At 61.9% G+C, this 12,246-nt stretch carries 9 protein-coding genes; 7 read left to right on the top strand and 2 right to left on the bottom strand.

Translation table 11 applies throughout. The annotated features are described in order from the left end of the window. The first annotated feature begins 6 nt into the window (after nucleotides 1–6). Nucleotides 7–408: a hypothetical protein gene (locus tag LB559_RS21805; protein WP_013530422.1), complete on the top strand. Its 402-nt coding sequence runs from the start codon at nucleotides 7–9 to the stop codon at nucleotides 406–408. A 35-nt stretch (nucleotides 409–443) separates the two neighbouring features. Here LB559_RS21805 and LB559_RS21800 read toward each other — a convergent pair whose 3' ends face one another. After that, complete coding sequence (locus LB559_RS21800; RefSeq protein ID WP_063168714.1) at nucleotides 444–2,354, bottom strand: hypothetical protein; 1,911 nt, start codon at nucleotides 2,352–2,354, stop codon at nucleotides 444–446. Nucleotides 2,355–2,519: 165 nt separating this feature from the next. On the opposite strand from LB559_RS21800, the gene LB559_RS21795 reads away from it, so the two are divergent. Continuing rightward, the gene (locus LB559_RS21795; protein WP_224674943.1) at nucleotides 2,520–3,917 is read left to right on the top strand and encodes a YcaO-like family protein; all 1,398 of its coding nucleotides are present in this window, start codon (nucleotides 2,520–2,522) and stop codon (nucleotides 3,915–3,917) included. 400 nt (nucleotides 3,918–4,317) lie between these two features. Here the strand turns inward: LB559_RS21795 and LB559_RS21790 are convergent, their stop codons facing one another. Beyond that, nucleotides 4,318–5,235: a LysR substrate-binding domain-containing protein gene (locus LB559_RS21790; RefSeq protein ID WP_013530419.1), complete on the bottom strand. Its 918-nt coding sequence runs from the start codon at nucleotides 5,233–5,235 to the stop codon at nucleotides 4,318–4,320. Nucleotides 5,236–5,357: 122 nt separating this feature from the next. Between LB559_RS21790 and LB559_RS21785 the strand changes: the two genes are divergently transcribed. The 5 genes from LB559_RS21785 to LB559_RS33055 all read left to right on the top strand — a co-directional run bounded on the left by LB559_RS21785 (nucleotide 5,358) and on the right by LB559_RS33055 (nucleotide 12,241). Next, nucleotides 5,358–6,398 carry an aromatic ring-hydroxylating dioxygenase subunit alpha gene (locus LB559_RS21785; RefSeq protein WP_224674942.1) on the top strand — a complete coding sequence of 347 codons (1,041 nt, stop codon included), beginning with the start codon at nucleotides 5,358–5,360 and terminating at the stop codon, nucleotides 6,396–6,398. Further along, nucleotides 6,395–7,522 carry a 2Fe-2S iron-sulfur cluster-binding protein gene (locus tag LB559_RS21780; protein ID WP_224620679.1) on the top strand — a complete coding sequence of 376 codons (1,128 nt, stop codon included), beginning with the start codon at nucleotides 6,395–6,397 and terminating at the stop codon, nucleotides 7,520–7,522. Before LB559_RS21785 ends, LB559_RS21780 begins: the two co-directional genes overlap by 4 nt. Before the next feature lie 42 nt (nucleotides 7,523–7,564). After that, nucleotides 7,565–8,686 (top strand): aminotransferase class I/II-fold pyridoxal phosphate-dependent enzyme, encoded by a 1,122-nt coding sequence (locus tag LB559_RS21775; protein ID WP_013530416.1) that lies wholly within the window; start codon nucleotides 7,565–7,567, stop codon nucleotides 8,684–8,686. Beyond that, nucleotides 8,683–10,209 carry an FAD-binding oxidoreductase gene (locus LB559_RS21770; protein WP_224674941.1) on the top strand — a complete coding sequence of 509 codons (1,527 nt, stop codon included), beginning with the start codon at nucleotides 8,683–8,685 and terminating at the stop codon, nucleotides 10,207–10,209. Before LB559_RS21775 ends, LB559_RS21770 begins: the two co-directional genes overlap by 4 nt. A 67-nt stretch (nucleotides 10,210–10,276) precedes the next feature. After that, the gene (locus LB559_RS33055) at nucleotides 10,277–12,241 is read left to right on the top strand and encodes a DUF2817 domain-containing protein (RefSeq protein ID WP_411970109.1); all 1,965 of its coding nucleotides are present in this window, start codon (nucleotides 10,277–10,279) and stop codon (nucleotides 12,239–12,241) included. Nucleotides 12,242–12,246 lie beyond the last annotated feature (5 nt).

Below are 12,246 nucleotides of genomic sequence, written 5' to 3'. Positions count from 1 at the left end.
GTGGACATGGTGAAGTTCAAAGATGTGCAGTTCGAGGCGCTTGGCGAATTCATCCGAGACCTGATCAAGGATCCGGCCAAGCAAGCGATCTTCAGAAGTGGAGATCAGGAGGCGATGAAGGACCTGCTGCGTGGGTTCATGACGCCCAGGGACAAAACCTGGGAGGAGATCACCATCCAACCATACTTCGACCAAGACCTGATCGTGAACATCGCCTTTCCCTTCACCGGCGACGTCGAGCAAACGATCGCCACCATTGCGCCGGCGGATGGACCCGGTGAGGACTATACATTTCCCGATCACTACAATCTCGACCCGAACGCCGGCCCGCCCGATCAAATAAAGAAAAACCGTTTGAGCGCATATCATAAGCGCCTCGGCGACTACGTGATGTCACGCTGCAAGTGAAACCCGGCGCAATTGCGAGCAACGGTTCGGCCGTGTCAGCCCGACTGGGCTGCCAATTCGATGCCACGGGCCAGCTTCTCCTGATCGACTGGTAACCGGATCGGAAAAGCGGTCTTGAACCACTCCACGGCGACAGCGCGGTCAAGCCTACCCGGCCCTTGCCACGCCGCCGTTAGGTTGCGTAGAAAACGTCTGAACTCATCCCCGGCCTCGCGGTTGCGTTTCAGCAACGCAAGTGCCGCCGCCGACCAGCCGTGGATGTCGGCGAACAGTTGATCGCTCTTGACCGCAGCGGCCACGCACCCCTCCAGATCATTGGCGAGAAAGGCAATGGTCGCCTGGTAGCCATGATAGTGAGCGTCGGGCATGGGATTGAGGTCGAAACTGCGCTTCGAAAGCTCCGATGCCCGTTGATGATCACCCATGAAGGAGCTGGCCAGCGCGTAGGCAATCAACGTCGCGGGGTTCCCGGCATTTTGCTCATGTGCAAGGCTGAAGTGAAAATCGGCCAGCTCCCAGCGTCGCGCCAGAAGGTGGCTCCAGGCCAGATTTACCTGGTTGCGGTGGTCGAATGGGTCGAGCAGAACCGAACGCTTGGCCAGTTCGAATGCGCGCTTTAGATCCTGCTCGATCGACGATGCACCCGGAACGACGATCCAACGCGAGTTGAGCACCGCAGCGAGGCTGGAATAGGCGCAGGACAGATCGGGATCAAGCCGGATGGCTTCCTCGTAGCGGGCGATGGCAGCTTCTTCGGTGTCCTTTCGCCACATGATCGAAAGCCGCTGTCCGTCCAGCCAGCAATCATAGGCCGAGAAATGGTTCGGGGAAGCTTGCGATATGCGATGCAGCCTGGCACTGGACAAGGCAATCTGCAGGCGCGCGGAAAAGCGTGCGCAAACTTCATTGAAGGCCGAGCGCCAGGAAGACGGATCCGACGGAACGGTGAGAACGAAGGCTTCTCCTTCTTGCAGGAAGTCATAGCAGGTAATTTGGAACACTGCTGGTCCATCCGTGTCGATCAGACGGATGAGGACGCCGATATCCACGTGTTCGCCTGCCGCCTGATGCATCTGATCCAGTGAGAATTCACCGGCTTGCAACTCCGTTGACACGGCTGTCCAATGCCTAAATCGGGAAATCGAAGCCAGAAGCTCTGTCGCCAAGGCAAATTGCAGGTGTTCGTTCTCTGCTTCGCGCCTGGCAATGATGATGGCGATTGTCGGCTTCCCTGGGATGCGGCTGTCGTGATCGCTTTGCGCAAGGTCGGGGTCAGCCGCCCGCTTTTCACCGTCGTTGCCCGGCTTGAGCGCCTCTAGAAGGTGGAGGATTTCTGCCGGTGGTCGCAGATCCATGTCCGCTTTGAGTTCGGCCGCGTAGCGGTCGAAGAACGCTAGGGCGCGGGCATAACCGCTTTCCTCACAGACCCTCCGAATGGTCTCCACCACGGCATCGTCGAAAAACGGATCAAGTTGCAGGATGCACGCAGCGATGGATTTGCGCTGTCTCGGGTCTGTCTCGGCCGCCAGCCAGGCTGCGAGCCGTGTCACCAGCCTGTCGGTTATCATCGTCGACTGCATTCTCAGCCAGTTGTCGAAGACAGGATCGCAATCGTCCAACCCGGCGCAAAGTCCATCCCTGGCTTTGGCCAGCAGGAGCAGCGCACCGTCATAATTGCGGTCGTCGAGCGCACGTTCAAGCTCATCGATGTCGGAACGGATTGCAGTCGGATCGATTCCCAGGACGAGCTTGTCGACCGCGAGGTAATTAAGCCTGGTCTCGCTTGCCAGGCGTCGGAGATCCTTTATGCACTGGCGCAGTGATCCGCGCGCATGCTCCTCGTCCTGCTCGCTCCAAAGCAATGCCGCCAGTCGCCCGCGCGTCTCGCGTGACCTGCCGCTCAGTAACAGATAGGCGAGAATCGCGCAGGCCTTCCGCTTGCCCAACGAGAACGTCTCCGAGCCCTTGCGAAGCTCGAAACCGCCGATTAGCCTAATCGCCAGACCGTCTGTGGAAATTGTCAACTCCGCCGGCTATCGTCTCGGTCGCCAACGGGCGCCCACCGCTTACCCTACGTAAACAGCAGAAGCCAAGATATTGAAAGAGCCAACATGCTGTTGCGCGGGTCGCATTGGACAACGCTTGCTCTGCTGATGCATCACGGCCGGCCGATGACGGTGAACCAAGACGACCCGACCTGGGACCGCCAGTCGAGTGAAGATGATTTGGATGTTTTGGAGAATCTGGCTGCGACCCTTGTCGCTGCGCCCGAGAATGGGCTGCCCCTTTTGCACTTCGCGACACGCTACGACATTGGCGTTGAAGTGTTCGATGTTCCGGGTGGATTCCTGGCTATGTCCAACATTGCTCCATTCGAAGGGAATGAGAAACGATTCACAGCAAGTGGCAAAGGCTTTGATGCCGGCACGGCCGTGCTGTCTTGCCTCGGAGAGGCCGCGGAGATTTCCAGCTGGGCCTGCAGAGCCGAAGACGTCACGGCGTCAGCACGCATCGGCTCTCCAGGCGATGGAATGAGGATCGATGCGATTCAGGTATTGGGCTTTTCGCTGGAACAGATCCGACATCGCGATCGGCTCAACAGAGTGTGGCGTGGCTGGGACAGTATCCCTTCAACGGATCATCTGAACAATCCTCAGCTATGGGCGTCCGTTCGCAGCTTCCATGACGATAGGGTCGCGCTTTGTCCGGCGTTTCTCTGCTATGGCCGCTTTGGTGACGTCGCATATGGCGATTGCAGCTTGAACGTCGACACCAATGGTTGCGCCGCTGGCACAACGCGGGCCGATGCAAGAACCCGCGCCTTGCTTGAACTCGTCGAACGAGACGCCACAGGGATATGGTGGCACCGAGGCTCCCTGAGAAAGCGGCTGGATATCGCGCGGCTTGATGACCAAGGCTTGGCGTCTCACATCCAGCAGCATCGCCAAGAAACGGGACGCAGGCTCTGGCTTCTCGATATCTCGTCCTTCCGCACGGCCATCGTGACGGCGGCGATCAGCTGCGAAGACAGTGGCGAGCATATGGCGGTGGGTTTCGGGTGCAGCTTCGATATGGTTGCTGCCGCCCGGTCCGCGTTTTTGGAATTGATACAATCCGAAGCTGCGATGCAGGCCCATGCCGAAAGGGCAGAACGGCCCCGTAATAAAACGATGAGCGATGACGATTGTCGGATGACCCGCTGGAAGCGTTTCGCTGACGTGCGCAACTTTCGTTTCGCCATCGGCAGGCCTGCCGACGGCCTGGAAAGCGCTGGCGAAAGCAACGTCACCGACCTGCTGAATGAAATCGGCGAAGTTTGTGGTTCGCAGGTCTGGTTCGCCGATCTTTCGCGATCCGAGATTGGTATCCCCGTTGCAAAGGCGATCTGCGAGGGATTATCCCATTTCAAAGCGCGCTGGGGCTGCCACCGAAACGCCGCACCTTCCATCGCAAGTGATTCGAGCAAAACAGCAGGCCGCCTCTCGCAGGCCAGAAAACTTTTGATCTAATTGTTACAGGCAATGACGACACGGTCACGTTGGAGACCCGTCGCCGGTTACAGGACGCTGATGAGGAAGCCGGCGTTACGATTGTGGGCGGGGCCAGGACTTCGTGTACGTCGGGATTTGCTCAAGCAGGGGCTCCGAGTTCGCCGGGATCTCGTACAGCAGGGAAGTTGAGTGAACCCCTGTTGACTTGAGGGCGCGAACGCTGCTGTTTTGGGTCGCAAAGCCGCCCGACGGCTAGCGGTGCAAGAAGGGCGAAAAAAGCGGACTTTTGTCGAGATATCTAGGGCAAACCGAAGCAATCCGTGGGACCGCACACCGCCGACCAATGTCTGGATCTCTTAAGACGCTGGTGCGCGCGAACTCGGCAGATGCAAACTTGTGTCTCCAGATCGGTGTTCGACTATCCGGCTAAGGTTGCGCCCAGTCGCTTGGAAATCGAAACAATCCAGGCTCGCAGCTCAGGACCAAAAGGCTTCTCAAGAATGGCCCGATCCCAAGCCAAAAAATAAGGTTCCGGCAGCCTGATCCGCTTGTCGAACGGGGCGACGAGCCTGCCCGACGCGATATCGTCGGCAGCCATCGACAGTTGCGCCAGCACAAAGCCCCTTCCGTTGGCCGCCGCATCGATCGCCGCGCTCGACAGGGAAAAGGCCACTTCGCCGGATGTTCTGCGGTGCACCGCGCCGATGCTTGCGGCCCATTCCGCCCATGTCGGCGGCGAGCGGTGATCGCGGGCCCATTCGATGCTGAGAAGCGGCAGATCGAGAATATCGGCGGGCTTGCCGACCGGATGTTTCGCCAGCAGCGTCGGCGAGCAGGCCGGCACCACCCAGTCGGTGAACAGTTCGGTGTAGTGCTCGAAATCACGATATTTCGTGCCGTACGAAATACGGAAGTCAACTTGTTCGGCGCCCAGCCTTGGCTCCGTCTCGGCGCCCACCAGCCGCACGGTCGCGCCGGGGTGGTCGACCTGCCAATCCAGGAGCTGCGGGCCGATCCATTTGCTGGCCAACGACGGCAGGCAGGAGATGGTCAAAGTGTCCGCGGACCGGGCCTGTTCGATGAGATCCTGGGCGTCGCGAATGTGTTCGAAGCCGACGGCAACCGCTGCGTGGTAAACGCGGCCCAGCGCGGTAAGGGCGACACTCCTGCCGCGCCGTTCCAAAAGCCGCGCCTCCAGGGCGTCTTCGGCCTTGCGGATCTGCTGGCTGACCGCGCCGACGGAGACGCCGAGTTCGTTGGCGGCCGCCGTCACACTGCCACGCCTCCCGAAAGCCTCGAAGGCCTGTATCGCACGCAGTGGGGGCGTCTTCTTCACCTGGGCAACGATCCTGGGGTCAGCTTGATTTAGTTTTTCTAAAATAGAACGCAGATGCAAGCCCTATGTCGTCCCAGGCCCGCAAGATATTCGTTTAGGCGTCACAAGCTCGGGAGGACGCCATGTTTCTTCGAAACTGCTGGTACGTTGCCGCATGGGACCATGAGGTCGCCGACAGGCTGGTGCCGACCCGGATACTTGGCGAGGATATTGTCCTCTATCGCCGGACCGATGGCGTGGTGGCGGCGCTCGAGGATGCCTGTCCCCACCGCAAGCTGCCGCTGTCCATGGGCCGCATCAAGGGCGACACTGTCGAATGCGGCTATCACGGGCTGACCTTCGACAGCACCGGAACCTGTACGCGCGTGCCCGGTGCTGAAAAGATACCGCATGTGGCATGCGTTCGTTCCTATCCGATCGCCGAACGTTACGGGCTGCTGTGGATATGGATGGGCGAAACGGCAAAGGCCGACCCCGCGCTGATTTTCGCGGTCGACCACTGGGGCGATCCGGCATGGGGCGTCAATCGCGGCGAGTCCATGGCGCTCGATTGCAACTACCTCTACATGACCGACAACCTGCTCGACCCCTCGCATGTGTCTTGGGTCCACCAGTCCTCCTTCGGCGGAGTTCAGGCGATGGAGGATGCGCCACTCGAAACCACCGTAGGCGCGGACGGCGTGACCGTGTGGCGCTGGGTGGTCGATGCCGCGCCGGCGCCCTTCTATGCGCCTTTCCTCAAATTCTCAGGCAATTGCGACCGCAAGCAGCACTACGAAGTGCGCTACCCCTCCAACGCCATCATCAAGGCGATCTTCGTGCCGGCCCGCACGGGCGGCGAGGGCAAGCCGCTGCACGAGGACGTGTTCCTCATGGACTCCTACAACTTCATGACGCCGGTCGATGAGAACCAGACGAAATATTACTGGTTCCAGATGCGCAATTTCGCCCCCGACGATTTGGAGGTTTCCCGCCAGTTCGCCACCTCTGTGCGCGGCGCCTTCGACGAGGACCGCACCGTGCTCAATGCCGTGCACAAGGGCATGGCAAACAAGCGCACGCCCAATCTCGATCTGAAGATAGATGTCGGACCGCTGCGCTTTCGTCGGAACCTGGCCAAGCTGATTGCCAGCGAGAGCCAGCAATTGGCAGCTGCCGAATGAATGCATTCACCGCTCGCGACACCATCGCAAGAAGCGGATTTCGCGACCTGAAGGTGGTCGCGAAGGTGCGCGAAAGCGCCCTCATCACTTCATTCCATATCGAGCCGGTCGATCCACAGGACTGGCGCGACTTCCAGCCGGGCCAGTTCCTGGTGTTCCGGATTCCGGTAGCGCGGGAGGCCGCCGGCGAAAGGGGATATGTGCTGCGCAACTATAGTATCTCCTGTTCCCCAGACAGCGCTTCCTATCGGATCAGCGTGAAGCGTGAGGCAGCACCCGGGCCGGGGCTTCCCGATGGGATAAGCTCGTGCTTCCTGCATGACCGTATCGACGTCGGTGATGTGCTTCAGGCGGAAGGGCCGCGCGGCGATTTCGTGCTCGACAAGGCCAGCAACCGTCCAGTCGTGCTGCTCAGCGGCGGCGTCGGGCTGACGCCGATGGTGTCGATGCTGCATGCATTGGCTTCGTTGCCGGACCGCCGTGCCGTCTTCATTCACGCCTGCGACAACGGCGATGTGCATGCCTTGCGCGATGAGGTGACCGGCCTGGTCTCGACCCGTCCCGGCCTGACCGCACACTTCTGCTACCGGCACCCGTCCGAGCGCGACAAGGCCGAGCAGCGCTTCCATAGCGAAGGCATGATTTCGCGGGACGTGCTGCAGCGTTTGCTGCCGATCGATGACTATGATTTCTACCTCTGTGGCCCGCCGCCGTTCATGCAGGCGATCTACGTCATGCTGCGCGAGCTTGGCGCGCCAAGATATCGCATTGCCTACGAATTCTTCGGCCCGGCGACGGTGCTTGAGCCCGATGCAGTGCGAGTTCCCGCGGTTCCAGCGCAGCCGGCAAGGATCGAGCCGGCCGGGGAAGCGACAACCGTGGAATTTCGGAAGTCGGGCCTGACGGCCGTCTGGGATGGCTCGGCCGTATCGTTGCTCGACTTCGCCGAGAACCAAGGTCTGTTGCCGGAATTCAGCTGCCGGGCCGGCATCTGCGGCACATGCAAGTCGCGGCTGATCTCGGGCGACATCGCCTATTTCGAAGAACCGCTGGACGAGCTTGGAAGCGGCGAAGTGCTGTTGTGCTGCTCCAAGCCGCGCGGATCAGTCGTCCTCGATATTTGACAAGATTGCCGCGCGTGGGCGCGGGGAAACGGAAGTCGGGATTTGGAACAGTCGGTCAAACCAGCGTCGAGCCTGCCGCTCAATCCGCATATCGCCGCCTTGCCGCCCTACAATGCCGGCATGAACATCTCGATGGCGCGGGCGCTGAGTGGCCGCAACGATGTCGCCCGGCTGGCCAGCAACGAGAACCCGGATGGGTGTTCTCCCGCCGTCATGGCCGCATTGGCCTCCTCATCCTTCGAGCCATGGCGCTATGCCGACCCGGCCTGCACGGCGCTGCGGGCGGCGCTTGGCGAAAAACTGGCGATCGATCCTGGCATGATCGTTGCCGGCAATGGTTCCGAGGAGATGATCGCCGCCATCTCGCGCGCCGTCCTGGTGCCGGGCGCCTCGGTCGTCACCACGGTGCCGAGCTTCGGGCTGCATGAGATAGAGCCGCTGGCTGCCGGTGCCGATGTCGTCAAGATTGCGATGACACCCGAGATGGGGTTCGATCTTGCCGCGCTCGAAGCGGCGATCGCCGTTGGGCCACGGATCGTTTTCATATCCTCGCCGTGGAATCCGGTCGGGCCGGGTCTCGACCACGCTGGCCTGCGACGGCTGATCGGCGCCGTGCGGCCCGGCACGCTTCTTGTCCTGGACGAGGCCTATTTCGAATTCGCCGATCCCGGCGCGCCCGACGGCATCGAGGTCCTGCGTAACAGCAGCATCGACCATGTCGTGCTGCGCACATTTTCGAAGGCTTATGGCCTGGCGGGGCTGCGCGTTGGCTATGCCGTTTGTTCGGGCTTCGAACTGGCAAGAGTGATCGCGGCCGCCAAGACGCCGTTCAACGTCAATGCGGCAGCACAGGTCGCCGCTATTGCGGCACTGGCCGACGAAAGCTGGATGAAGGCGTCGGCGGGCCGCGTCAGAGCCGAGCGCGTGCGCACCGCCGCCGCACTTAAGGGCCTTGGTTTCCGGGTTGCCCAGTCGCAGACAAACTTCCTGTTCTTCGACTGCAAGGGCGACAGCTCCAGCGTTGCCGCCGGTCTCCTGAAGCAGGGGATCATCGTCAAGGCGTGGCGCGAAACCGGCTACGAGCACTATCTGCGCGCCACCATCGGCTTGCCGGCCGACAACGACCGGCTGATCACGGCGCTTCAGGGATTGGCGGGGCGATGAGCGGCCACGCGTCTCCCAGGCAAACGAACTGGATCGAGCAAGCGGTGCCGTTGTCGGTTGTCGACGCGATCCGCCGTGTCGTTGGCGCCTCGAATGTGCGGACCAGTGATGATGCCGGGGCGATCGACCTTGGTTCGAACGGGACGGATTGCGCCGCCGGCATCGTCGTTGCGCCTTCATCGACCGGCGAGGTCGCCGCGGTGGTGCGCATCTGCAGTCAAAATGAGATTCCGATCGTGCCGCAGGGCGGGCGGACCGGCCTTGTCGGCGGAAGTGTCTCGCGGCCGGGCGAGATCGTTCTTTCCCTGGCACGCATGAACCGGATCGAGCGGCTCGACCCCGTCGAGCGCGTGGCGATCGTCGGTGCCGGTGTTACGCTCGAAGCTTTGCAGTCTGCCGCATTTGAGCACCGCCTGGAGCCCGGTATCGATCTTGCCGCGCGCGGTTCGGCGACGATCGGCGGCATGGTGTCCACGAATGCGGGTGGCGTGATGGCCTTTCGCAACGGGGTCATGCGCCACCGCGTCCTTGGCCTGGAGGCCGTGCTGGCCGACGGATCGGTCTATTCCGATCTGACGCGGGTGGTGAAGAATTCCGCCGGCTACGATCTGAAGCATCTCTTCATCGGTGCGGAGGGCACGCTTGGCATCGTGACCCGCGTGGTCGTCAAGCTCGACCCTTCGCCCCGAGCCACCGCCACCGCGCTTTTCGGGCTGCCGTCTGTCGAAGCGGCGCTGCAAGTCATTCATCTGGCGCTTGAATCGGATACCGGAGTTTTGCGCGCGGCGGAGGCGATGTGGACCTCGTATTTCAGCCTGGCCGCAGCCGCGCATGAATGGTCCGAACCGAGCGTGCCGCTCGACCAGCCGCTGTTCCTGCTGCTGTCGCTTGGCGGCGCGCGCGAAGAGGCGCTGCGCGAAGATTTCGAGCGTATCTATTCGGAAGTGATGGAGCGCTATCCTGAAGCCACCGGCATCATTGCCGGCTCGCGGCGGCAAGAGGAAGACCTGTGGCGGTTGCGCGAAGACACCGGCGTGCTCTATCGCGCCCATCCCCAAGCGCCTTCCTTCGACGTGTCGGTGCCTCTGTCGGAAATTCCGGCCTATCTCGACAGAATCCTGCCCCGGCTCGCAGCGATCGAACCGGGTCTGGCGCCCTATGTATTCGGTCACCTGGCCGATGGAAACCTGCATATCATCCTCAACCGTCAGGGTCCGCTGGCGCCTGACGTAGCGGAGGCTGCCGAGAGCGTCCTGTACCAACAACTGCGGGAGATTGGCGGTTCTTTTTCCGCCGAGCACGGTGTTGGGTCCAAGCGCATCCATTCGCTGCTGGCGACGGTTGACCCGACGAAGCTCGCCGCGATGGAGCGGGTGAAACGAGCGCTGGACGATCAGTCGATCATGAACCCCGACAAGGTGCTTCCCTCCGACGCCTGGTTTGTCCGGTCCTCCAGGCCGCTCCTTTCCGGCAATGAGCGCCGATTGCCACCTCAGAACACGAGCGATCACAACGATGAATAGCCCCACGGTGGAACGACAGGGAATGAACGGATTGACCGCAACCGCCAGCGATCCGGTGGGATCGACCATGCGCCATGATGAGCCAGCCCCAGCCTATGCCTGTGATTTCGCCATCCTTCGCAGGAGATTTCGCGAAGCCGCCGAGCGGGCCGGCGCGGAACTGTCTGAATATGTTCATCCGCTGAACGGCCCGGATGGCGAGACGCTGGCGACGGATGTGGCGCTGCTTGGCCGCCGCGATGCGCGCAAGCTGATCGTGCTCATCTCCGGTACGCATGGTGTCGAGGGCCCGTTCGGCTCGACTTGCCAGACCGCCTGGCTCGGCCGGAAGCACCTGCGGCGCCTGCCCGGCGACACAGCCATCCTTGCCATTCACCTCATCAATCCCTGGGGTACGGCTTGGTCGCGGCGCGTCAACGAGGACAATGTCGACCTCAACCGCAACTTCATCGACTGGTCTTCAAGTGCTCCCGTCAACAACGGTTATGCCGGCCTGCACGACGCCATGGCGTATCGCGAGTGGGAGGGACCGGACCGCATAGCGGCCGACGAGAAGCTCGCCGGGGCGCGCAAAAGGCTTGGGCATGCCGGGCTGGCGGCGATCGTCGAAGCCGGCCAGTATGAGTTCGCCGACGGCATGTTCTACGGCGGTGGCGGCCCGGTCTGGTCGAACCGCACCTTGAACGAAATTCTGAAGACCTTTGCCGGCGCGGCGCGCCAGGCCATCGTCTTCGACCTGCATACCGGCGCCGGGCCTTACGGTTATCCGGCTCTGCTTTCTGTGGCGAGTTCCGAGCATGACGGCCTTGCCTGGGGCAAATCCATCTTCGGGCCGGCGCTGGCGACAGTCCTGACAGGCCAGGGCGCCAAGACCGATACCGGCATCGCGGCGACGGCGACCGGCTATGTCTCCGATGCCGTCCGCAAGGCAATGCCGAACGCGCGCGTGCTGCCGCTTGTCGTTGAATGCGGCACGTTGGACGGGCCGGCTGTCATGGAAGCGGTCCAGGCCGACAACTGGCTGCATCTGTTCGGCAAGCTCGATTCGCCGTTGGGCAAGCGGATCCGCGACACCCTGCGTTGCGCCTTCATCCCGGATGACCCAGACTGGCAACGCACCTGCCTGTCCAGCAGCCTGCGCTATTTCGATCGTGCGCTGGCGGACCTGCGAACCGTCGAGATAACCCAGGACACCAGCAGCGAACAGACGCCGCCAACCCTTCCTGCCGTCGCGGCCGATCCGGCGCCCGCTGACAAGGCAAAGATCACCACGCCGGCCGTGCAGATCGACGAGCTTCACAAGAGCTTCGGCTCGCTTTTGGTGTTGAAGGGCGTCAATCTCACCGCCCATGCCGGTGAGGTCATTTCCATGATCGGCTCGTCGGGCTCGGGCAAGAGCACGTTCCTGCGTTGCATCAATCTTCTGGAGCAGCCGGATGGCGGCAAGGTCGCCATCGATGGCGAGGTGATCAAGATGAAGCCGCTGTCGAGCGGCCGTCTTGGGCCAGCCGATATGGCGCAGGTCGAACGCATCCGCGCCCGCGTCGGCATGGTGTTCCAGAACTTCAATCTGTGGCCGCACATGACTGTGGCGGAGAACATCATCGAAGCGCCCCGGCACGTCTTGAAGGAGCCCCGCGAGAAGGCCATCCAACATGCGCACGCTTTGTTGAAGAAGGTCGGGCTCGCCGACAAGCACGCTCATTATCCGGGCCAGTTATCAGGCGGCCAGCAGCAACGCGCCGCGATCGCCCGAACGCTCGCGATGCGTCCCAAAGTCATCCTCTTCGACGAACCGACATCGGCGCTCGATCCCGAGTTGGTCGGCGAGGTGCTGCGCGTGATCCGTCAACTGGCGGAGGAAGGCAACACCATGATCCTCGTAACGCACGAGATGCAGTTCGCGCGCGAGGTCTCCCACAAGGTTCTGTTTCTCCACCAGGGAAAGGTGGAGGAAGAGGGTGCGCCCGCGGAGCTGTTCGGCAACCCGCGCTCGGAGCGTCTGCGCCAATTCCTGGCACGGACACTGTGAGGGAA

This window comes from Mesorhizobium sp. BR1-1-3, assembly GCF_020165455.1.
Taxonomy (GTDB): Bacteria; Pseudomonadota; Alphaproteobacteria; order Rhizobiales; family Rhizobiaceae; genus Mesorhizobium; species Mesorhizobium ciceri.
Note: the sequence above shows the minus strand (reverse complement) of the source record. Positions and strands in the feature narration are given on the sequence as shown.

What these genes read in the sequence shown, in the direction of transcription:
- LB559_RS21805 (WP_013530422.1), top strand. Translation starts at nt 7, where the DNA reads ATGGTGAAGTTCAAAGATGTGCAGTTCGAGGCGCTTGGCGAATTCATC.
- LB559_RS21795 (WP_224674943.1), top strand. Translation starts at nt 2,520, where the DNA reads ATGCTGTTGCGCGGGTCGCATTGGACAACGCTTGCTCTGCTGATGCAT.
- LB559_RS21785 (WP_224674942.1), top strand. Translation starts at nt 5,358, where the DNA reads ATGTTTCTTCGAAACTGCTGGTACGTTGCCGCATGGGACCATGAGGTC.
- LB559_RS21780 (WP_224620679.1), top strand. Translation starts at nt 6,395, where the DNA reads ATGAATGCATTCACCGCTCGCGACACCATCGCAAGAAGCGGATTTCGC.
- LB559_RS21770 (WP_224674941.1), top strand. Translation starts at nt 8,683, where the DNA reads ATGAGCGGCCACGCGTCTCCCAGGCAAACGAACTGGATCGAGCAAGCG.
- LB559_RS33055 (WP_411970109.1), top strand. Translation starts at nt 10,277, where the DNA reads ATGCGCCATGATGAGCCAGCCCCAGCCTATGCCTGTGATTTCGCCATC.